Genomic DNA, 21,225 nt, shown 5'->3' with positions numbered 1-21,225 from the left:
CACCGGGTTACCGGATGTCCACCTCAGCCGGGCTGCTTCAGGTGCTCCTTCAGGCGCGGGGGCGGCACAGTACATGCTCCCGGCAGGCCGGATCCGCACGGGAGCCGCCTCGAATGGGGTTTGGTCCACCGATTTCGTGGATTCGTACCCGGAGCGGGGTACCTGTGCGGTAGGTCGGCGGTCCGCTACAGTCGCTGCCGTCCGTGTGGGCAGACGTCCGTACGGGTACGCCGGATCGGGGGAGGCAGTCTGTGGAGCTGGAACGTGAGGGTGGGCTCGCCCCGATGGCGCAGGTCGGGCTGGGTGGGGTGCTCGGGGCCGGGGTGCTGGGGTTGGTGCTGTACGCGGCGGCCGGCCCGGACTGGGTGGGGGTGCTCGGCGGTGGGCTGCTGGTAGCCGGCACGTTCACCGTCCTGGGCGGTGCGCTGGGCTTTCTGTTCGGCATCCCGCGTCTGCTCACCAGCGGAGCGGCCGCGCACCCCGCCGACCAGCAGGCGACCTCCACTGCGAGCTACGCCCCGAACACCAATCTGGAACAGGTGTCGGACTGGCTGACGAAGATCCTGCTCGGCGCGGGCCTCACCCAGCTCGGCACCCTGCCGCACCGGCTGCGCCAACTCGGCGACGCGCTCGCACCGTTGGTCGGCGGTACGGGCAGCGGGTCCGGCGGTGGCGCAGTCGGTGGCGCAGTCGGCAGTGCGGCGGGCTTCGCCGCCACCTCGGCGGTGTACTTCGCCGTGGTGGGCTTCCTGTCGGGCTGGCTGCTCACCCGTCTGCTGCTGGCCCGGGCGCTGTCCACCGCCGACCGGCAGACGCTGGCCGACTCGGTCAGCCGGACGGCCGTCGCGGCGAGCTCGCTGGGGTTCACCGCACAGCAGGTGCGGGGCCTGTTCGAGACCGGCGTGGAGGGCCTGCGGGTGCAGGCCCTCGCGTTGCTGCAGGGCAGCCCGGACGCGGAAAGCGTCGATCTGCTCGTCAAGGCGATCGACCGGCCGCTCTCCCCCTTCGAGCTGCTGCAGGCGCTGTTGGCCGCCCGCGAGGCTCTGGCCCTCCCCGGACTGCCGGAGGCGGACCGGGCCGCGCTGCGGGAGGCGGTGGCGTACACGCTGCGCAACCCGCGAGCCGCTCCGCCGAGGTCACGCCGTCGCGCGGTCGCGGAGGAGATTCTCGGGCAGCTCCCGCAGCCCCGGCCCGCCACGGCCACGGCCACCACGCCGTCCTCGACTACGCCCACTCCGTCGAGCTGAGCCGACGGCGCCGGTGGTCGGCCGCGCCGAGCACCAGGACCTGTCTGGTGCGCGCGTCACCGGGCCGGGGCATCCGCCTTATCTCGCTGGAGACTTGGCGCCTCCCCAGGGCCGCTCGGAGTTCGTCCAGGTGCGGGCAGCGGCGGCCCGAGCCGTCGTGCAGCGGGTAGATCAGGGCCTCGCCGCCGGGTGCGGTGACGCGGACGAGTTCGGTGAGCGCGGCGAGTTGCTCCGCCGGCGGGAACAGCTCCGGGTAGGCGAAGAGCAGGTACGAGCTGAGCGTGAGCGCGAACGAGCCGTCGGCGAACGGGAGTCGGGGCAGCGCGGCGGCGACGTACCGCTCGGGGTGGGCGGCACTGTCGGCGACGAAGAGCCGACGGGCCCTGTCCCAGCTGCGCAGGTACTTGTCGTAGGGGCGATGCCGGGGCGACGGGTAGAGGTGCGGGGTGGCCGCCATCGACGCGGCCATCGCGTCCCGGCCCTGCCGGGCGAGGACAGCGAGAGCCGGCAGGCCGGCCGGACCGGCGGAGGCGTCCGGAGCGGTGTGGCAGGCGGAGGCGGCGGAGGCGGCGGAGGCGGCGGAGGCGGTGTGGCAGGCGGAGGCGGTGCGGCCGGGGAGCGCTGCCGCGTACGCCGGGTCGGTGGCGACCACCCGGACGCCGAGCGCACGGGCCTCGGCCGCCAGGCCGGACGCCCCGCCCGGACAGTCCAGGACCGGGCCGGGCACCGCACTCAGTGCGCTGCGGGTGAGGCCGAAGAGGTGGCAGTACTCGTCGAGCGGCCGGGAGGTGATCAACGTGCCGGGCGTGCTCACGGGAGCTCCCTGGGCCGGTGGGATGGTGGGGTGGTGGGGTGGTGGGCCGATGAGGTGGTGCGACGTACGTGCGGGTGTGATCAGCGGATCACGGTGCCCGGCGGGCCGCATCCGGGAGAACCGATTTCCTGTCAGCGCCAAAATCGCATATGGTGATGTCAACGACGCGGGGTGGAGCAGCTCGGTAGCTCGCTGGGCTCATAACCCAGAGGTCGCAGGTTCAAATCCTGTCCCCGCTACTCTGAACATCAGGTCCGGCAGATTCTTCTGCCGGACCTGATGTGCTTTCCCGGCATCTTTCGAGAACCTCCGGGTGCGTACCGGTTCACCGGGCGCCGAGCAGGCCCTGAATCGCCATCCGGTGAACGTTGGTCAGGCCACGGACCAGTGGCGGGGTGAGGAAGACCAGCGCCAGGCCGATGGCCGACACCCCCGCGATCTGCAGCGGCGAGGTGATGAAGTACTGGTAGTGCACGCCGTCCTTGTTGAAGTCGAAGAGCTGGTAGCCGGGCCAGGAGGTGTAGCGGGCGAAGACCCAGTGGTAGAGCGGGTAGAGGGCGACGACCCAGCCGGTGAGCAGGAAAGTCACCGAGAGCGCGAACGTCAGCACCGCCCAGGGGAGCATCAGCACCTGGTAGAGCATGGCCTTCCACCCGGCGGCATCGGCGAGCCGGGCCGTGACCGAGCCCCAGAAGCCCGCGCGGGCGGGCCGGACGGGAGCCGGGGCGGCGACCTCGGTGGCGAGCAGGGCACGGGCGCGTCGACGCTCGACCGCGCCGAGGCCACGAGCCCCGGAGAGCAGCAGCGCGAGCACCGGCAGGCCGAGGGCGGTGACGACCAGGCCGAGCCCCAGTGAGAAGAGCGCGACGGCGAAGGTGAAGCCCGCGATGGCGATCGGCAGGCCGCTGACCGCGAAGCCGATCTCCCGGAAGGTGGCGCCCGCGAACGGGGCGCGCCAGAAGGCCGGGGCCGGTTCGGACCGCTGGCGGGCGGGTTGACGGAGTTCGGGGTGGTACGTACTCGTGCTGGGCAGAGTGGTCAGGCCGGTCATCGCGGGCTCCTCGGGCTCGTCCGTGCTCACCACTCAAAGATGTCGGATCCGAGGTCTCGCCGTAATGCAGCCCACTGCCGGGTTCATGGTGGGGTTAGCCCCACCCCCCGTCACCCTGCAGGCCGTACCCACTCGTGTTCCAGCAGCGAGTACTGGAGTGCGTCGTGCCAGGTCCCACGGAGGTGGAGATCGTGCCGGATCCGGCCCTCCAGCTGGTAGCCGGCCTTGGTGAGGACCCGGGCGGAGGCGGTGTTCTCGGGGTCGACCCGGGCCCAGAGCCGGTGCAGGCCGAGGGTGCCGAAGGCGAAGTCGTTGAGCAGGCCGGTGATCTCGCTCGCGTACCCCTGGCCCCAGGTGTCGCGGCGCAGCGCGTACCCGATGAACCCGGCGCGTTGGCCCTCGACACCGAGGGCGGCGTTGCCGATCGGGACGGCGTGGTCGGGCTCGCCGTCCGCCAGCAGGGTGACGGCGAGCCGGAAGACGGTGCGGGGGCGGTGCTCGGCCTCTTCGAGGTAGAGGACGATCTGATCGGCGCAGTTCTCGCGGTCGCGTGGTTCGAACGGGAGGTACCTGGCGGTCTCGGGGTCCCCGAAGACCGCGTGCAGCGCGTCGACGTCGGCGGGCGTGTGGTGGAACTCGCGGATCGCGAGGCGCGGGCCGGTGAGGCGTACGGCCCGGGTCCGTTCAGGCTTCATGCCGCCCGACCATACTCCGGCGGTCGGCCGCACCGGATACCGTACCGAGGGTGAACGACGAAGACCTGCAGCTCATCCCGCACACCCGCACCACCGATCTGCTCGCCTGGGCCGCCGAGGAGGGGTACGAGCCGGTGCCCGGGGAGGCGCTGCGCGCGGTGCTGACGCTGCTGGAGCTGGGCGACGGGCGGATGCACGACGGCTTCCCCGAGCTGAGTTCCCCGGTGGTCGAGCAGCTGCTGTACGAGCGGATGTACATGTACGTGCAGCCCGAGGCGGAGCCGGCGGCGTACGGCACGGCGGTGCGGCTGCTGATCGACCATCAGCGGGCGGCGAAGCGGCTGAACGCCAAGCGGCACGAGCGGCTGCACGCCGAGGCGGAGTGGCAGGGCGAGCTGCTCTGCGGCCTGCTGCGCCAGCCGCACCTGGTCACCTGGCCTCGCCTGTACACCCTGCTGCTGCGCGCCGACGGGGTGGACACGGGCGACCTCGCGGCCGTCCGGTCCTGGCTGGACGCCTTCCGGGAGCTGTCCCAGGAGCAGCGGTTCGCGGCGTTCGACGCGCTGGAGGAGTCGGGGGTGCTGGACCGGGTGGAGGTGGACGGCGGCTGGGGGCGCGACCGGTCGATGTCCGTCGGGATGGCCACCGACGGCGCCCGGATGCTGCTGGAGAACCGGCTGATGCAGCGCAGCTACCGCAATCTGGCCGGGCTGAACGCGCTCGGGATGCCGATGCCCGCCGAACTGTCGGGGGACTTCGAGGGTTTCGAGACGGCGGTGATCGCGGAGGCGCTGCGACTGCTCGGCGAGTGGACGGTCCCGGGGTTGCCGGCGCTGCTGGTCGAGGAGTACCCGGACCTGGCGCCGGTACCCGACGCGGCGGAGATCGACACCTACTTTGCGGAGGAGCCGCCGGAAGAGATGGAGTAGGCGCCCACCGGATGGCGGGCGCCCCTCGCGTCGGTACGTGCGCGTGCGCGTGCGCGTGCGTGTGCGTGTGCGTGGGCCTGCGTGTGCGTGGGCCTGCGTGTGCGTGGGCCTGCGTGTGCGTGGGCCTGCGTGTGCGTGGGCCTGCGTGTGTACGGGCGCGCGTGTGTACGGGCCTGCCTACGGCTGGACGCCGTGCGCCTGGAGCCAGGGCAGCGGGTCGATCGGGGCGGCGCCGTCCGGGCGGACCTCCAGGTGGAGGTGGGGGCCGGTGACATTGCCGGTGGCGCCGACCTTGCCGATGGGGGTGCCCGGGGTGACGGGACCGGAGGTGGTGGTGATCGCGGAGAGGTGGCAGTACCAGACCTCGGTACCGTCCGGCAGGGTCTGGATCACCCGGTAGCCGTACGCGCCGGACCAGCCCGCCGAGGTGACGGTGCCCGCGCCGAGGGCGGTGACGGGGGTGCCGTTGGGGGCCGCGAAGTCCAGGCCGGTGTGCAGGTGGGCCCAGTACGAGCCGGACTGGCCGTAGTGCGCGGTGAGCGTGTAGTTGGTGGTCGGCAGTGTGAAGGTGCCGAGATCCACGGCCTGCTCGGCTTCCGCCACCACCGCCGCCTCGGCTTCCGCCTCGGCCTTCGCGTGGGCCTGGGCCTCTGCCTGCTGGGCGGCGCGCTTGGCCTCGGCCACCTTCGCGGCGGCGAGCCGCGCGGTCTCGTCGGCGGAGGTGCGCTGACCGTCGGCCTGCTGCTGGATGCGGGCGGCGAGGGCGAGTCCGGGGTCCGCCGAGAGGGCGATCGTCGACGACTCGTCAGGAGCCGCGACGGCCGGGGCTGGTGCGGGCGGCGTAGCTGCGGCGGCCGGGGTGGCGGCGGCGAAGCCGGTCGCGCCGAGCGAGGCGGCCATCGCGGTGACGCCGATCAGCGGGCCGCCGCTGCGCGTCTGGCGGGGCATCCGGTGCCGCGAGCCCTGGTCGGGAGCCGCGTCCGGCGGCTGCTCCGAGGGGTGCTCGAGCAGCCTGGTGGCCGTGCCGGGGGTGCTGGGGGAGTGCGTCGACGCCAAGGGAGGCGCGCTCCTTTCCTTCCTTCGCGCCTACCGGGTTAGCTGACGGGTTCGGAGCAGGAAGGTCTCCTACGACCGGGTTTGTGGCCCGGCTGATTCACCCCATGGAACGTGGTTCCCCGGCTCCCGGGCCTGCCGGCGAAGGCGGGCCCTGCGGATTAGGCGACGGCGCACGGTGCCGTTTCGGGTACGGCGTTGCCGACCGCGCTGCGTTATCAAACGTTAATCCTAGGAGCCCCTGATTCCAAGCCGCCCGCACGGGACGGTCCAAGTCTCCTGGGACGGAGAGGCGTTCACCGCCTCACCGCCGGCCCGCAGCCGGCCCCTGCGCGTTACTGGCCTTCCGCACTCCGGGCCTTGGCGGCGGCCCGCTCCGCGAAGGTGACACCGCCCGCCGACCAGTTCTCGGCCGGGATCTCCTCGATCGCCACCCAGATGTTCGCCGGGGTCACACCCGTGATCCGCGCGTACGTGGCGGTGAGTTCACGGGTGAGCTCGGCCTTCTGCTCGTCGGTGCGACCGGCCAACTGCTTCACGTTGATGAACGGCATGACGGCACCGTACAACACCCCTTCGCGCGGACTCCTCACCATCCACTTGACGGCTATGGCTATTAGCCATAGCTTTGCGGCTACAGGAAGCAGCTCGGACCGAAAGCTCGGACAGCAGCCCAGGAGGCCCGCGATGACCAGCACCGCCAGCAGCGCCCGCACCCAGTTCCTCACCCTCCCCGGCGGCCGGATCGCCTTCGACGACACGGCCACCGGCACCGGCACCGGCACCAACGCAGCCGATGCCGCCGGTGCCACCGACATCGCGGTCGTGCTGCTCCCGGGCATGCTCGACTCCCGCACCACCTACCGGCACCTGCACCCGCTGCTGGTCGCGGCCGGGCACCGGGTGATCACCATGGACCTGCGCGGCTTCGGCGAGTCCTCGATCGCCTGGGACGACTACTCCCCCGCCGCGATCGCCGACGACGTGCTCGCACTGCTGGACCACCTGAACGTCGAGCGCGCCGTCCTGGTCGGCAGCTCGTACACCGCCGCCACCGTGGTCAAGGCCGCCGGCCTGGCCCCCGAGCGGGTGGCCGGGATCGCGCTGCTCGACGGCTTCGTCGAGAACCTCCCGCAGAACGCCTTCCAGCGTGGGATCGGCAAGGTGCTGGGCGCGGCCGTCCTGTGGTTCCCGGCCGTCTGGGGCTGGTACCTGAAGTACATGGCGTACCCCACCGCCAAGCCCGCCGACTTCGAGGAGTACCGCAGCGGCCTGGTCGACGCCCTCCGCACCCCCGGCCGCCGGATCGCCACCCGTGGCTACGTCACCGGCGACTCCGCCCCCGTCGGCTGGTGTGCCGCCGTGCGCAGCCCCGCCCTGGTGGTGATGGGCAGCAAGGACCCCGACTTCCCCTCCCCGGCCGTGGTCGCCGACCGCCAGGCGCAGGCCCTGAACGCCCGTAAGGTGATGATCGAGGGCGCCGGACACTACCCGATGGCCGAGTTCCCGCAGGCCACCGCCGACGCGCTGCTCCCCTTCCTGGCCGAAATCACCGGGATCGGCGAGAACACCGAGGCCACCCGGGCCGCCGAGAAGACCCGGAAGACCCAGAACACCGAGAACACCGAGAACACCAGGACCAACTGATGCCCAGAGTCGGACTCACCCCCGCCGGTGTCCTCGGCCACGCCCTGGACCTGATCGACGAGACCGGCCCGGAGGCCCTCACGCTGGCCGCCGTCGCCGCCAGGGCGGGTGTCGCCACCCCGTCGCTGTACAAGCACGTCAGCGGCGGCCTGCCCGAACTGCGCCGCCTGGTCGCGGTCCGGGTGACGGAGGAACTGGCCGAGGCGCTCGCGGAGGCCGTCCTCGGGCGGAGCCGGGACGACGCGGTCGAAGCGCTGCTGGGGGCCTACATCGGCTACGCCGAGCGCCACCCGTACCGGTACGCGGCGCTGCCGCAGGCCCCGCAGGAGGACGCCGAGCTGCGGCGGGCCGCCGCCCGGCTGGTCGGGGTGATCGTGGCGGTGCTGCGCGGGTACGGGCTGGACGGCACCGAGGCGATCCACGCCGCCCGTACGGTCCGTGCGACGGCGCACGGCTTCGCCTCGCTGGCGACCGGCGGGGCGTTCCAGCTCGCCGCCGACCTGGTGGTGACCCAGCAGCGGTTGGTACGGGTACTGACGGAAGGCCTACGGGCCTGGCCGACGGCCTGACGCCAGGGCGCCGACCGTACGACGCGGGACGCCGACCGCCTGACGGGTGCGACCGCTTGACGGGTCCGACCCCTTGACGGGTGAAGGGCCGGGGCACAGGGTGTCACCCCAGTGCGCAGGTCCAAGGGTGGACGGGTTACCGTCCGACCGGTACCGATTCGGGTGGGTTTCGAGACCATTCTGTCGCCTGTCCCAGGTGACACTGGCTCCCGCCTGGGTAGTCGTACCGTCGGGCCGCCAGGCCATCGAACTCACGAAGGATGTGGGCACATGACGCAGACCGCGCCGACCACCCGGCCCGTCACCGGCCTCATCCCGAACCCGCGCGCCACGTCGGACGGCCTCCCGGCCACCTCGTACGCCCCGGAGCCGGAGACCTTCGCCGCCGTCGCCCGCCGCGCGTTCGCGGTGGCACGCGGGCTGCGCTCACTGCGTCCCGTCCCGGCGCGTGCCCAGCAGCCGTACGGCGAGAGCGACGGGCAGTAGCCGCAGCACCCGTCGTGCCCGACGGCCGAGCAGCTCCTGCCGCGCCGCATCGCGCCGCATCGCGCCAACTGGCCCGAAACAACTCCGTAGCAGGACGAGTCGGGGCGAGGGCGGTCCGACGAAGAGAAATTGTCCGTAGCAGGTCACCGAACGTCAGAACTGTTCACACTTCGGTAGGATCATCACCCTAGAATTCGCCGCGTGACGATGACTCAGTGGTTCGGCTCGGCAGCCGGCGTACTCGCCGCTCTCTCGGTGTTGGCCGCCGCCCGGTACCGCGCGGTCAACCGCACCCTCGGCGCCCGACTACGGGACCAGCAGCGCCAGTACGAGGCGCTGCGCGAGCAGTTCCGGACCGAGGCCGCGCATCGCAGCGCCGAGAGCGCCGCGACCCAGCGCGAACAGGACCTCAACGCGTCGACCCAGCGGGCCTTCCTCAGCGTGGCCCGCCGGATCCTGGTGATGGCCCACGACCAGCAGGCCGGGCTGGACGAGATGGAACGCACCCACGACGACCCGGAGCTGCTGGAGGGCCTGCTCAAGGCCGACCACGCCGCAGCCCAACAGGCCCGGCTGGCCCAGACCCTGGCCGTCCTCTGCGGAGCCCGCGCCGGACGGCACTGGCCCGAGCCCGTCGCCCTGGAGGACGTGGTGCGCGGCGCCCAGTCGCGCATCCTGCCCTTCCAGCGGGTGGTGGTGCGCAGCCGGATCGAGACCGCCGTGGTCGGCGCCGCCGCCGAGGCCCTGATCCACGCGGTCGCCGAACTGCTCGACAACGCCACCCGCTACTCGCCGCCCAGCACCCAGGTGTTCGTCACCCTGATGCCCGTCCACAACGGCGCCGTCATCGAGATCGACGACGGCGGCGTCGGCATGCCCGAGCACGCCGTCGAGAAGGCCGCCGCCGCCCTCGCGGGCGGCTCCACGCTGGAGGTCTCCCGGCTCGGCGAGGTACCGCAGTTGGGCCTCGCGGCGGTCGGGCGCCTTGCCGAGCAGTACGGCTTCCGGGCCACGCTCAGCTCGGCGCCCTCGCCGTACGGCGGGGTCCGGGTGGTGGTGCTGCTGCCGACCGCACTGCTCACCGAACCGCTGCCGGGCCCGGCGCCCGTCCCCGTGTCGGCCCCTGCTCCGCCCCCGGCACCGACCCCGGCCCCCGCTCGGGTCGAGGCCGCCGCGCCGACTCCGCAGCTGCCGCCCGCCGGGCTGCCGACGGGGTTGCCCACGACCGGGTTGCCGACGACCGGGTTGCCGCGTCGTACCAACCGGCGTGGTGTCACTCCCGAACCGCAGCCGGCCGAGCCCGACGACGTCCCCGTGCCGCCGAGATCGGCGCAGGAGGCGCAGGCGTTCATGGCGCTCTTCCAGGCCGGTACCGCCAGCGGCCGGTCCGCCGCCAGGCACCACCAGTACCCCCGGGAGTACCCGGTGCGGTACCCGCCGCAGAACCTTCCGCAGGACCTGCAAGGCTCGCCGAACTCGTAGCACCCGCAAGGCCCGTAGCACCCGCAGGCCCCCTTCCCCCCAAGCCCCCCGACCTCCCCAGCGCTCCGGAGAATCCCATGACCCCGAATCCTGACCTCGGCTGGCTGCTCACCGACATCGTCAACGTCCCCGAGGTCCAGCACGCCGTCGTGGTGTCCAACGACGGCCTGGAGATCGGTCGCAGCGAGCGGATCGCCCGCGAGGACGCCGAGCGCCTCGCCGCCGCCTGCTCCGGGCTGCAGTCGCTGGCCCGGGGCGTCGCCCAGGGCTTCGGCGGGCAGCGGAGCAGCACCCGCCAGATCATCATCGAGTACGGCGGCGGCTACCTCTTCATCGTGGCGGCCGGGGCCGGGACCCACCTGGCGGTGGTGACCGGCGAGGCCGTGGACGCCGGGCTGGTGGCGTACCAGATGCAGGTGCTGGTGGAGCGGCTCGGTGCGCACCTGACCAGCCCGCCCCGGGTGGAACAGGCCGTCGGGGAACTCCGTTGAGCGGCCCGGTCCGCCCGTACGTCATCACGGGTGGCCGCAGCCGGCCGAGCCGGAACGTGCTGGCGCTGGAGAGCCTGGTCAGCACCGCGCCGGCGGCCGGGCTCGGTGATCTCCCCGACCTCGACGCCGACGGTACCGGCCTCAACCGGGAACACCTGCGGATTCTGGAACTCTGCGGCGAGCTGCTCTCGGTCGCCGAGATCGCCGCGTACCTGAGCCTGCCGCTCGGCGTGGTCAAGGTGCTGATCGGTGACCTCTGGGATCTCGGTGCCGTTCACGTGAGACCGCCCGTCCAGCAGGCCGAACGTCTGCCCTCCACCCTCCTCGAGGAGGTTCTCCTTGGTCTCCGCCAACTTCGCTGAAGCCGCCCGTTTCGCCGATGCTGACTTCGCCGAAGCCAACTTCGCCACAGCCGACCCCGCCGCAGCCGTTCCCACCCGGCCCGAGTACCTGCCGTCCACCGTGCAGGGCGCCGTGAAGATCCTGATCACCGGCCCGTTCGGGGTGGGAAAGACCACGCTGGTCGGCTCGTTGAGCGAGATCGCCCCGCTGCGCACCGAGGAGACCATGACCGCTGCCGGGGCGGGGGTGGACGACCTCACCGGCCGTCCGGACAAGACCACCACGACCGTCGCCCTGGACTTCGGCCGGATCACGCTCAACCCGAGGCTCGCCCTCTACCTCTTCGGCACCCCCGGTCAGCAGCGGTTCTGGCCGCTCTGGGACGACCTCTCACGCGGGGCGCTCGGCGCGATCGCGCTGGTGGACGCCCGGCGGATCGAGGAGAGCTTCGACGTGCTGGGCCGGTTGGAGGAGCAGCGGATTCCGTTCGCGATCGCCGTCAACTCCTTCCCCGACAGCCCGAGTTACCCGGAGGAGGAACTCCGGGTCGCGCTCGACCTGCTGCCCGAGGTGCCGATCCTCCGGTGTGACGCCCGGGACCGCCGGGCCGCGTACGACCTGCTGATCGACTTCGTCTCCCACCTGCACTCGACCTCCGTCCTGGAGCTCCCGCAATGACAACTCCCCAGTCCGAGACCTCACCAGCGCCGGCCCCACCCGTCGGCTGCCCGGCCCACCAGCCGGTGGGCGGCACCCCGGCGGGCGTCACCCCGCTGTACGGCGCCTCGGTGTCCGAGGACCCGCACGGGCTGTACGCCCGGATGCGCGAGCAGCACGGCAACGTCGCGCCGATCGAGCTGGAGCCGGGCGTCGAGGCGTGGTTGGTGCTCGGCTACGCGGAACTGCTCGAACTCACCCGCAACGAACAGCTGTTCTCCAAGGACTCGCGCCGCTGGCGAGTACCGAAGGAGGGCCGGCTGAAGGCCGACTCGCGGCTGCTGCCGATGACTTCGTGGCGGCCGACGCTGCTCAACATGGACGGCGCCGAGCACCAGCGGCTGCGCGGCGCGGTGGCCCAGACACTGTCCAAGATCGACCACCGGCAGCTGCGGCAGACCACCGAGGCCGCCGCCAACGGGCTGATCGACAGCTGGGGCCCGGACGGCACCGCCGACCTGATCACCCAGTACGCCCGTCGGCTGCCGCTGCTGGTCTTCACCCGGCTGCTCGGGCTGCCCGCCGAGGCCGGTCCGCACCTGATCGAGCTGATCAGCCACTTCGTGGACAGCAGTGAGAAGTCGATCCGGGCCAACCAGGAGTTCCAGGAGATCCTGCTCGACCTGATCCGCCGGAGCCGGGCCGAGCCCGGCGCCGACCTGACCTCCTGGCTGCTGGCGCACTCCGCCGGGCTGAGCGACGAGGAGGCGGTGCACCACCTGGTGGTGATCCTGGTCGCGGGCAACGAGACCACCATCAACTGGACGGGCAACACGCTGCGGCTGCTGCTCACCGACCGCCGGTTCCGGGCCACCCTGACCGGCGGCCGGCTGACCGTCTCGGACGCGCTGGACGAGGTGCTCTGGCGGGACCCGCCGACACAGAACTTCCCCGGCCGCTGGGCGACCGGCGACACCGTGCTCGGCGGCCAGTACATCAGCGCGGGCGACATGCTGGTGCTCGGGCTCGCGGGCGCCAACGCGGACCCGGCCGTGCACGGCCCCGGCGGGGTCGGCGGTAACCGGGCGCACCTCGCCTGGGGGGCCGGACGGCACGTCTGCCCGGCGCAGCACCCGGCCAGGCTGATCGTCGAGACGGCGGTCGAGACCCTGATCCATCGCCTGCCGGATCTCCAACTCGCCGTACCCGCAAACGAACTGGCCTGGCGACCGTCGCCGTGGTCGCGGGCGCTGACCTCCCTCCCGGTGCTCTACAGCGCCTTCACCCCGCCGCGTACGCCCGCCCCCGAAAGGCCCTCATGGACACCCCCGACCTTCTCACCGCCGACGACGTCCACGCCCGCCGACTCGACCCCTTCGGACGCGACCAGCACGCCGAGAACGCCCGACTCCGCGAGGCCGGGCCTGCGGAACTGGTGGAACTCCCTGGCGGGGTGGTGGTCTGGGCGATAAGCCACCACGACGCGCTGCAGCAGCTGTTGAACGACCCCCGGGTCGGCAAGAACGCGCAGCTCTGGACCACCTTCCGGGAGGGCCGGCTGCCGGAGGGCTGGCCGCTGCTCAACTTCGTGACGGTGCCCGGGATGACCACCGCCGATGGCGACGACCACCGGCGGCTGCGGGGCCTGGTCAGCCAGGCGTTCACCCCGCGCCGGATCGCCGAGCTGCAGCCCCGGATCGAGGCCCTCACCGCCCGACTGCTGGACGGAGTCGCGCTGCTGGAGGGCGAGTTCGACCTGCGTGAGCACTTCGCCTACCCGCTGCCGATGCAGGTGATCGGCGAGCTGCTGGGCCTGGCCCTGGCCGAGCAGGACGAGCTGCACGAGCTCTCCGACACCCTGGTGAGCAGCTCCGCCACCCCGGCGGCGGCCGTCGCCGCGCAGCGCGGCCTGTTCGGCCTGCTGGGCTCGGTGGTGGCCGCCAAGCGGGCCGAGCCGGGCGACGACCTGACCACCGACCTGATCGCGGCCCGTGAGGAGAGCGACCGGCTGAGCGAGGAGGAGCTGGTCGGCACCCTTCTGCTGATGCTGGTGGCCGGCCACGAGACCACGCTCAACCTGATCACCAACGCCGTCCGGGCCCTGCTGGCCCACCCCGACCAGCTGCGGCAGGTGCTGGACGGCACGTACTCGTGGTCCGCCGTGGTCGAGGAGACGCTGCGCTACGACTCCCCCGTCGGCCAGTTCCCGTTGCGGTACGCGAGCGAGGACATCGCGGTCGGCAACGTGCTGATCCGCCGGGGCGAGGCCCTGCTCGCCTCGTACGGCGCGGCCGGCCGGGACTCCGGCCACTTCCCCGACGCCGACCGCTTCGACCTCGGCCGCAAGCCCGCCAAGCACCTTTCGCTCGGCCACGGCCCGCACTTCTGCCTCGGCGCCGGCCTGGCCCGTCTGGAGGCGGAGACGGCCCTGCGCGAACTGTTCACCCGCTTCCCGGACCTGACCCTCGCCGACGGCCCGGCCCCCGAGCCGATCGGCTCGTTCATCAGCAACAGCGTCCGCACCCTGCGCGTCCGCACGAGCTGACCCAACCGCCGAACGCCTGCAAACGCCGACGAACGCCGAAAGGCCCGGCCCGGGTGGGCCGGGCCTTTCGGGGTGGTGTCAGCCGTTCAGGGACATGGACCAGAGGCCACGGCCGTGGGTGGCGGCGTAGAGGCGGTTGTCCGGGCCCAGCTTGAGTTGGTCGACGGCTACGGCGGGGAGGGCGCCGAGGCGCTGCCAGTCGGTGTGGTTCGGGCGGCGGTAGACGACGCCGAGGTCGGTGGCGAGGGCGAGGCCGCCGTTCGGGGTGACGAGCAGGGAGTCGGCCGGGACGTCGGGGAGGTTGGTGGAGATGTCCGTCCAGTGGGCGCCCGAGTCGTGGGACTCGAAGACGTGGCCGAGGCCCGAGCCCGGGCCCTCCGTCCAGTGCCGGGAGAAGCCGTTGACCGCGAGGTAGACGTGCGTGGAGTCCGCCGGGTCGATGGTCAGGCCCTGGAGGTAGCGGTTGGGCACGGTGCCGTCGGTGCCGTCCGCAGGCAGGGTGAGCTGCTGCCAGCCGGTGCCGTCGGCGTTGCCGACCGCGATGCCCCGGGTGAAGCCCTGGTTGTTGCAGGGCCCGCACCAGGCCGCGTACACCTTGCCGCCGGAGGCCGCGACGGCGGTCGCGACGTGGCCGGCGCCGAGGTCGTAGGCGCTGGTCCAGGCGCTGGTGCTGCGGATGGCGTAACCCTGGGACTGCACCCAGATGTTCCGGCCGCCGGCGATCCAGACGTTGCCGTTCTTGAGGTCCGTACCGAGCGGGGCGATGAAGCGGGCGCCCGCGCCGCCGAGCGCGTTGTCCGGCGGAGCCACCGAGAACGAGGTGGCCTTGCTCGGATCGGTCGTCCAACTGCCGTCGTTGACACCACAGTTCTGGGTGACGTTGATGGCCAGGTAGACGTACTCCTGGGCGATGTTGCAGCCGTTGGCCGGGTCGGTGAGGGTGTCTCCGCCGTCACCGCCGAAGTTGGAGCCCATCACCTTGTCGTGCGGGCGCAGCATGGACTGGCCGTTGTCCTGCAGACCGCCGTTGACGGCGACGCCGTGGCCGGACGGGTCCTTGCCGATGCCCACCGAGTAGTACTGCAGGGCGTCGATGGTGCCGTCGTTGAGGGACGTCCAGTCGGTGGCGTGCCCGCTCGCGTCGGTCTGCCCGACCAGCGGGCGGCGGTAGACGCCGCCGTCGTTGCCGGCCACCAGGTAGCTGGAGCCGTGGTAGCTGCCGACCGCGAGCCCGTGCTGGTCCGGGTGGGTGGTCGGCGAGCAGCTGCCGGTCTGCTTGGTCGGATCGATGCTCCAGCAGCTGAAGTTGAAGTTCCAGTACGGGCCGACAGCCTTCCAGGTCGTACCGGCGTCGGAGGTCTCGAAGATCTCCTCCAGGCCGGCGTAGACGTGGTCGGGGTTGTTCGGGTCGACCTGGAGCGACTGGTCGTACCAGGACTGCGAGCCCGGCAGGTCGCCCTGCGCCTGGAGGCCGGAGCCGGAGGCGGCGAGCTGGTGGTAGTCGGCGATCTTCGTCCAGGGCCCCAGCGGAGAACCGGACTTGGACTCGAAGATGCCGGCCAGCCCGCTGTTCGGGTCGCTGGTCTGCTGCTGCGGCGACTGGTCGATCGCGTAGTAGCGCGAGCCGTCCGCCGAACGCGCGAAGGTCACGCTGCCGACGTCGGCGGCGTCGGCGGGCAGGTCGCCGAGGGCGGCTATCCGCTGCCAACTGCCGTTCTGCTTGGTGTAGAAGCCGTTGTAGGTGTCCCCGCCGCGCCAGCCGACCGCGAGGACGACCTTGGACGGGTCGCGCGGGTCGATCGCGATGTCGGAGCTGAGGTTCTTGTACGGCGCGTTCGGGTCCGCCGCCAGCGAACCGCCGGGCAGATAGTCGGGGTTGGGCGCGAACTCCAGCGTCCAGGGGCCGGAGAGGTCGCTGAGCGAGTGGCTCCAGACCCCCTTGCTGGTGGCCGCCCAGGCCCGGTCGCCGCCGAAGCGGATCGCGTGGATGGTGGTGCTGTCCAGCTCCGCGCCGCCGACCCGGCTGCGCGCGCTGAACTCGCCGTCCTCGGGGTGCGCCAGGACGAAGACGCCCGCGCCCAGGTACCCGTCGGAGTTGGTGTTCGCCTCGCCGGTACCCAGCCAGAGGCGGCCGCGCGAGTCGAGCGCGAGCGCGCCGGTGGCCTGGGTCGGCAGTTTGTCGCTGATCGGCTCCCAGCGGCCGCCGCCGGTCGACGAGCGCCAGACGCCGCCGCCGGCCGTACCCGCGTACACATGGCCCTGGTCGTCGGCCGCGACCGCCGCCGTGCGGCCGGTCACCTTCCCCATCCCGGCACTGGAGTTCGAGGAGACGTCACGGTAGCGGGGGTCGTCCGAGTTGTACGGCAGGCCGGTGACGTGGTTCCAGTCGCCGCCCGCCTGCGGCAGTGCCTTCAGCTGCGCCCAGGCCGCCGCAAAGGCCCCCGGTGCGACCACACCCGGCGAGGTACGGGCCTCCGCGCGCTGGTCCGCGCCCTCCTGGACCGCGTCGGACTCACTCCCGCCGTCGCCTTCGGCTGCCGCGGCGGCCGACCGGGCCTTCCCGGCTGCATCGGTCTGCTGCAGGTGCTGCTTGGCCTTGGCGGCCATCTCCCTTGCACCAAAAGGTGCTTGTCCACCGGCGGCGGCACCGGCGGGTACGCCGATCAGCCCCATGGTTGCCGCGATGGCGCAGATCGTGAGCCATCGCCCGGTACGGGTGGGTGTCGACAACGGTTCTCCCCAGTCAGGTCCGACCACAAAGGCCCTGCTGCCGAAGACGGTTGGCAGCGGGCCGGGGAGACTCGACCACAGATCACGGCCCGCCGATACGCTCGGGCAAAAATTTGGCCGAATCCTGTCGCCGACCTGATGGACCGGTGGGTCACCCCCGGCCGGTGACCGCCACCCCCGTCACCTCGTTGGACCGGCCATGAAGAAGATCACGGCTCTCGCCGCACTCACCATGGCCGGTCTCGCCCTCGGCGCCACCCCCGCGCACGCCGAAAGCACCCCGAACCCGAAGATCGCAGAGACCGAAGCGGTGCTCCAGCAACTCTCCGGCCTCCCCTTCCTGGCCCCCTACGCCGCCGACCTGCGGGACAACATGCAGCAGACGGAGGCCCGCACCGCAGAGAGCTCCTGAGCCTCGGCGCAAGGAGGTACAGCAAGGAGGTACCTCGGGGCCCTCCCCGGCGGGAGGGCCCCCGACGGGGTACCCGGTGATGACCATCTTCAACGACCCGGGCCGACCGCTCCATGGCGTTGACTTGGCGTTCCCATGGCGCACGAAGGCGGCGCACCCTACGCTCGTGCTCGTGCACGAAGGCGGCGGGAGCGGCCGGAGCGGCCGGAGCGGCGGCGGGCTGCGACGGTCTTCGGTACGACAGAGAGGTCCGGGGGTACAAGTGGCCGGGGGCTTCGGGGACTTGCTGCGCGAGCATCGGCTTCGGGCCGGGCTGACGCAGGAGGGGCTGGCCGAGCGCGCGGGGGTGTCGACGCACGCGATCAGCACGTTGGAGTCCGGCAAGCGGCAACCGCGCCCGTCGTCGGTGACCCGGCTGGCCACAGCCTTCGAGCTGGATCCGGCGCAGCGCGAGCAGCTGATCGCGGCGGCCCGCCGGGGAGTCGGCCGGAGCAGCGACCCGGCGGTGCGGGTGGACGGGGAAGAGGCTCTCCCCGTCGCTGCGGTCGTACCACGGATGCTTCCGTTCGCCGCCCCGGACTTCACCGGCCGGAGCGGCGAGGTCGACCACCTGGTCGCGCTCGCCGCCGACCAGGACGGCCTACCCGGCGGCACCGTGGTGATCTCGGCGATCGACGGCATGGCCGGGGTCGGAAAGACGACCCTGGCCGTACAGGTGTGCCATGCCCTGGCGGAGCGGTTCCCGGACGGGCAGCTCTTCGTGGACCTGCACGGATTCACCCCCGGCAAGACCCCGCTCGACCCCTCGGCCGCGCTGGCCGTTCTGCTGCGGGCGGTCGGGGTCGGCGACGACCGCATCCCGAGCACCGTCGAGGAGCGGGCGCAGTCGTGGCGCAGCGAACTGGCGTACCGCCGGGTGCTGTTGGTCCTGGACAACGCCGTCGACGCCGCCCAGGTCCGCCCGTTGATCCCGGCCGGCCGGGGCAGCCTGGTGCTGGTCACGTCCCGGCGGCGAATGCCGGCCCTGGCGGGGGCCACCGCGCTGTCGTTGGCGGTCCTGGGTCAGGACGAGGCGGTGGAGCTGTTCACCCGGATCGTCGGTCCGGAGCGGGTGGCCGGTCATCCGCAGGAACTGGCCGAGATCGTCACGGCCTGCGGACTGCTGCCGCTGGCCATCCGGATAGCGGCGGCCCGCCTGGCCCACCGGCCGGCCTGGACCCCGGTCCATCTGCTGGCCAGGCTCCGCCGGCAGCACCGCCCGCTGACCGAGCTGTCCGTCCAGGACCAGAGTGTCGACGCGGCCTTCGCCATGTCGTACCACGCCCTCGCCCCCGAGCAGCGGCGCCTGTTCGCCCTGGCGGCCCTGCATCCGGGGGACGCCTTCACCGTCGACGCCTTCGCCGCCCTCACCGACCTCCCGCCGGCCGACGCCGAGGATCTCCTCGACGAGCTGCACGACCATCACCTGCTCACCGAGCACCTCCCCGGCCGCTTCACCTTCCACGACCTGATCAGGCAGTTCGCCGTGGAGCGGCTCGCCGAGGACGTCACGGAGGCCGACCGCGAGGCCGCCTCGGACCGGCTGCTCACCTGGTACCTGCACACCAGCGCGGCAGCGTCCCGGGTACTCAACCCCTCCCGCCGCCACGTCTGCCTCGACTCGTCCGAGCAGGCCTGGCGCGTGTTGGACTTCCCCGGCTACGACGACGCGCTCGCCTGGCTGGAGACCGAGGGAACGAATCTGCTGGCAGCGGCGGCGCAGGCCACCCGCACCGGTCGGCACGAGATCGGCTGGAAGCTGCCGATCACGATGTGGGACCTGTTCCACTCCCGCAGCCAGTTCGAGGGCCGGGTCGACTGCAACGAGAGTGCGCTGGTCAGTGCCCGGGCGCTGGGAGACCTCGAGGCGACGGCCTGGGTGCTCAACATCCTCTCCGGCGCGTACCAGGCGGCCGACCGGCAGGCTGAGGCGGCGGACTGCCTGCTGCAGGCACTGGAGATCCGGAGCCGGCTCGGGGACGTCCACGGACAGGCGTCCTGCCTGATCAACCTCGGCTACGTCCACATCGAGCTGGGCCGGGCCGCAGAGGCGGTCGGCATGCTGGAACGGGCGCTCGGAATCTTCCGCGACACCGGGAGGCGCAGCGGCGAGGCGGCCGCGCACACCAATCTCGGCGAGGCGCACATGCGCCTGGGAAACCTCGCCACCGCTCTCGACCACCACCGGGAAGCGCTCACGATCCACCTGGAGGTGTCCGACCAGTTCCGGATCGGCAGGGAACGGGCCAATCTCGCCGAAATCCTCTGCCGGCTCGGCCGACTCGACGAGGCGGCCGAGCAGGCGACCCTGGCCCACGCCGCCAACCGGGACTCAGGCAACCGCCTCGACGAGGCCATCGCACTGAACATCCTCGGCCAGGTACACGCCGCCGACGGACGACGCTCACTCGCCGAACAGAACTGGCGCCACGCGCACGCCATCCTCACCGACCTCGGCAGCCCCCGGGCAGCCGAGGTCGGCGCCCGCCTCGGCACACCTGGTTAGGCGGATCGGTACGGGCTGCCCGCAGTGGACAGACGGCCACCGGAACGGGCCGCTACTCGAACAGGCCGTTCAGCCGGCCGTAGTCCAGGCCGTCCGCCAGGGCGTCGTACGTACCGGTCGCGTAGACCTCCTGGGCGGCGCGCTCGACCGCCGCGTACGCCACCTTGGCCAGGCCGGGGCCGAGGCTGATCCGGGCCACCCCGAGCTTGGCCAGTTCGGCGACGGTCGGGGCGCCGGGGCCGGCCATGACGTTCAGCGGGGCGGGGATCGCCGCCACCAGGGCGGCGATGGTGTCGGCGTCCTCGACGCCGGGGACGAAGATGCCGTCCGCGCCCGCAGCGATGAACGCGCGGGCCCGGGACACCGCCTCGTCGAGCCGGCCAGCAGGGTCGCCGAGGGCGCGCAGGAAGAGGTCGGTGCGGGCGTTGAGGAAGAGCGGCAGCCCCACCGCATCGGCCGCCGCCCGGGCTGCGGCGACCCGCTCCGCCGCTTCGGCCGGCGGGCGCAGCCCGTCCTCCAGGTTGATCCCGACCGCGCCGGTGGCCAGCAGTGCGGTGACCGTCTCGCCCACCCCCGCCGCCGTCTCGGCGAAGCCGCTCTCCAGGTCCGCCGTGACCGGGAGGTCCACCGCGCCCGCGATCAGGGCGGTCTGGGCGAGGGCCCGCGCCCGGTCCAGCCGGTCGCCGTCCGGCACGCCGAGCGTCCAGCTGACGCTCGCGCTGGCGGTGGCGATCGCCGGGGCTCCGGCCTCCGCCACCAGCCGGGCGCTCGCGGCGTCCCAGACGTTGGCGAGCACCAGCGGGGTGCCGGCGCGGTGCAGTTGGTGGAGGAGGCGGGCCTTTTCGTGCTGTGTGGTCATGGCGACAGCCTGTCAGTCGGAGGCGGGTCCGGTCCGGCGGTTTCCGGACACGGACGCACTATGTCGGGTCGTCGGCTCTGCCCTGTCGCCAGCTCTGCTCTGTCGTCAGCTCTGCTCTGTCGCCGGCGCTGCCCTGTCGTCAGCTCTGCTTGGGCGCCGGGCTCATCCGGGTGGTGATGGCGATCCGGTTCCAGGAGTTGATCGAGATGATCACCGCGATCAGTTGGGCCAGTTCCTGCTGGTCGAAGTGCTCGGCCGCCTCGTCGTAGACCTCGTCCGGCACGTGCCCCCGGGTGATCAGCGTGATCGCCTCGGTCAGCGCGAGGGCGGCCCGCTCGCGGGCGGTGTAGTACGGCGTCTCGCGCCAGGCCGGGAGGGCGTACAGGCGGTGCTCCTGCTCGCCGTTCTTGCGGGCGTCGGTGGTGTGCATGTCCAGGCAGAAGGCGCAGCCGTTGAGGTTGGAGGCGTGCGTGCGGACCAGTTCGGCGAGGGCAGGGTCCACGCTGGGCCGGGAGGCCCGGTCCAGGTCGATCATGGCGCGGTACCAGGCGGCGGCCTGCTCGGGCATGGAGATGCGCTGCTCGGGGGCGGGGACGTAGGCGTCTGCGGTGTTCCGGTCGGTCGTCATGTGATCAACTTTAGGTGCCGGGTGGCCCGGTCATATGGTTCAT

Annotated in this window: 21 protein-coding genes, 1 tRNA gene and 1 riboswitch; of the genes, 14 read left to right on the top strand and 8 right to left on the bottom strand. The window is 72.3% G+C overall.

Annotation, left to right across the window (positions count from 1 at the left end):
* Positions 1–251 precede the first annotated feature (251 nt).
* Entirely contained in the window at positions 252–1,247 is a 996-nt protein-coding gene (locus P3T29_RS22120) for a hypothetical protein (RefSeq protein WP_280718302.1), read from the top strand.
* On the opposite strand, the gene P3T29_RS22115 is transcribed toward P3T29_RS22120, so the two are convergent.
* Entirely contained in the window at positions 1,225–2,061 is an 837-nt protein-coding gene (locus tag P3T29_RS22115) for a class I SAM-dependent methyltransferase (protein WP_280718301.1), read from the bottom strand. The genes P3T29_RS22120 and P3T29_RS22115 overlap by 23 nt on opposite strands.
* 165 nt (positions 2,062–2,226) lie before the next feature.
* Between P3T29_RS22115 and P3T29_RS22110 the strand changes: the two genes are divergently transcribed.
* Positions 2,227–2,300, top strand: a tRNA-Met gene (locus P3T29_RS22110).
* 86 nt (positions 2,301–2,386) lie between these two features.
* Here P3T29_RS22110 and P3T29_RS22105 read toward each other — a convergent pair.
* A complete protein-coding gene (locus P3T29_RS22105; RefSeq protein WP_280718300.1) occupies positions 2,387–3,142 on the bottom strand; it encodes a sensor domain-containing protein in 756 nt (251 codons plus the stop codon).
* An 80-nt stretch (positions 3,143–3,222) separates the two neighbouring features.
* Positions 3,223–3,807, bottom strand: a complete 585-nt coding sequence (locus P3T29_RS22100; protein ID WP_280718299.1) for a GNAT family protein — start codon at positions 3,805–3,807, stop codon at positions 3,223–3,225.
* 50 nt (positions 3,808–3,857) lie between these two features.
* Here P3T29_RS22100 and P3T29_RS22095 point away from each other — a divergent pair, with 50 nt between their 5' ends.
* A complete protein-coding gene (locus P3T29_RS22095) occupies positions 3,858–4,736 on the top strand; it encodes a hypothetical protein (RefSeq protein ID WP_280718298.1) in 879 nt (292 codons plus the stop codon).
* A 177-nt stretch (positions 4,737–4,913) separates the two neighbouring features.
* Here the strand turns inward: P3T29_RS22095 and P3T29_RS22090 are convergent, their stop codons facing one another.
* Entirely contained in the window at positions 4,914–5,792 is an 879-nt protein-coding gene (locus P3T29_RS22090; RefSeq protein WP_280718297.1) for a M23 family metallopeptidase, read from the bottom strand.
* 13 nt (positions 5,793–5,805) lie between these two features.
* Positions 5,806–5,967: riboswitch (cyclic di-AMP (ydaO/yuaA leader) on the bottom strand.
* Between the two features lie 157 nt (positions 5,968–6,124).
* Positions 6,125–6,343 carry a 4-oxalocrotonate tautomerase family protein gene (locus tag P3T29_RS22085; RefSeq protein ID WP_280718296.1) on the bottom strand — a complete coding sequence of 73 codons (219 nt, stop codon included), beginning with the start codon at positions 6,341–6,343 and terminating at the stop codon, positions 6,125–6,127.
* Between the two features lie 133 nt (positions 6,344–6,476).
* On the opposite strand from P3T29_RS22085, the gene P3T29_RS22080 reads away from it, so the two are divergent.
* The 8 genes from P3T29_RS22080 to P3T29_RS22045 all read left to right on the top strand — a co-directional run bounded on the left by P3T29_RS22080 (position 6,477) and on the right by P3T29_RS22045 (position 14,008).
* Entirely contained in the window at positions 6,477–7,436 is a 960-nt protein-coding gene (locus tag P3T29_RS22080) for an alpha/beta hydrolase (RefSeq protein ID WP_280718295.1), read from the top strand.
* Positions 7,436–8,005, top strand: coding sequence for a TetR-like C-terminal domain-containing protein (locus tag P3T29_RS22075; RefSeq protein ID WP_280718294.1), 570 nt, complete (start codon positions 7,436–7,438; stop codon positions 8,003–8,005). The genes P3T29_RS22080 and P3T29_RS22075 overlap by 1 nt, the downstream gene beginning before the upstream one ends.
* Before the next feature lie 270 nt (positions 8,006–8,275).
* Positions 8,276–8,491, top strand: a complete 216-nt coding sequence (locus P3T29_RS22070) for a hypothetical protein (protein WP_280718293.1) — start codon at positions 8,276–8,278, stop codon at positions 8,489–8,491.
* A 207-nt stretch (positions 8,492–8,698) separates the two neighbouring features.
* On the top strand, positions 8,699–9,973 hold the full coding sequence (locus P3T29_RS22065) for an ATP-binding protein (RefSeq protein WP_280718317.1): 1,275 nt from the start codon (positions 8,699–8,701) through the stop codon (positions 9,971–9,973).
* Between the two features lie 77 nt (positions 9,974–10,050).
* The gene (locus P3T29_RS22060) at positions 10,051–10,464 is read left to right on the top strand and encodes a roadblock/LC7 domain-containing protein (RefSeq protein ID WP_280718292.1); all 414 of its coding nucleotides are present in this window, start codon (positions 10,051–10,053) and stop codon (positions 10,462–10,464) included.
* Positions 10,461–10,826 (top strand): DUF742 domain-containing protein, encoded by a 366-nt coding sequence (locus P3T29_RS22055; RefSeq protein ID WP_280718291.1) that lies wholly within the window; start codon positions 10,461–10,463, stop codon positions 10,824–10,826. The genes P3T29_RS22060 and P3T29_RS22055 overlap by 4 nt, the downstream gene beginning before the upstream one ends.
* An 88-nt stretch (positions 10,827–10,914) precedes the next feature.
* Complete coding sequence (locus P3T29_RS22050; RefSeq protein ID WP_280718316.1) at positions 10,915–11,484, top strand: ATP/GTP-binding protein; 570 nt, start codon at positions 10,915–10,917, stop codon at positions 11,482–11,484.
* A gap of 1,297 nt (positions 11,485–12,781) precedes the next feature.
* A complete protein-coding gene (locus P3T29_RS22045; RefSeq protein ID WP_280718290.1) occupies positions 12,782–14,008 on the top strand; it encodes a cytochrome P450 in 1,227 nt (408 codons plus the stop codon).
* Positions 14,009–14,086: 78 nt separating this feature from the next.
* Here the strand turns inward: P3T29_RS22045 and P3T29_RS22040 are convergent, their stop codons facing one another.
* Positions 14,087–16,738 carry a glycosyl hydrolase gene (locus P3T29_RS22040; RefSeq protein ID WP_280718289.1) on the bottom strand — a complete coding sequence of 884 codons (2,652 nt, stop codon included), beginning with the start codon at positions 16,736–16,738 and terminating at the stop codon, positions 14,087–14,089.
* Between P3T29_RS22040 and P3T29_RS22035 the strand changes: the two genes are divergently transcribed.
* From P3T29_RS22035 to P3T29_RS22025, 3 genes are all read left to right on the top strand, one after another.
* Positions 16,692–16,877 (top strand): hypothetical protein, encoded by a 186-nt coding sequence (locus P3T29_RS22035; RefSeq protein WP_280718318.1) that lies wholly within the window; start codon positions 16,692–16,694, stop codon positions 16,875–16,877. The two genes, P3T29_RS22040 and P3T29_RS22035, sit on opposite strands and share 47 nt — an antisense overlap.
* A 60-nt stretch (positions 16,878–16,937) precedes the next feature.
* On the top strand, positions 16,938–17,150 hold the full coding sequence (locus P3T29_RS22030) for a hypothetical protein (RefSeq protein WP_280718288.1): 213 nt from the start codon (positions 16,938–16,940) through the stop codon (positions 17,148–17,150).
* Between the two features lie 283 nt (positions 17,151–17,433).
* Complete coding sequence (locus P3T29_RS22025) at positions 17,434–19,695, top strand: tetratricopeptide repeat protein (protein ID WP_280718287.1); 2,262 nt, start codon at positions 17,434–17,436, stop codon at positions 19,693–19,695.
* A 52-nt stretch (positions 19,696–19,747) separates the two neighbouring features.
* On the opposite strand, the gene P3T29_RS22020 is transcribed toward P3T29_RS22025, so the two are convergent.
* Positions 19,748–20,554 carry an isocitrate lyase/phosphoenolpyruvate mutase family protein gene (locus P3T29_RS22020; RefSeq protein ID WP_280718286.1) on the bottom strand — a complete coding sequence of 269 codons (807 nt, stop codon included), beginning with the start codon at positions 20,552–20,554 and terminating at the stop codon, positions 19,748–19,750.
* A 139-nt stretch (positions 20,555–20,693) separates the two neighbouring features.
* On the bottom strand, positions 20,694–21,182 hold the full coding sequence (locus tag P3T29_RS22015; RefSeq protein WP_280718285.1) for a carboxymuconolactone decarboxylase family protein: 489 nt from the start codon (positions 21,180–21,182) through the stop codon (positions 20,694–20,696).
* Positions 21,183–21,225: the final 43 nt, after the last annotated feature.

The sequence above is a fragment of the Kitasatospora sp. MAP5-34 genome (genome assembly GCF_029894335.1).
Lineage (GTDB): Bacteria > Actinomycetota > Actinomycetes > Streptomycetales > Streptomycetaceae > Kitasatospora.
This window is presented reverse-complemented; position numbering and strand designations above follow the sequence as displayed.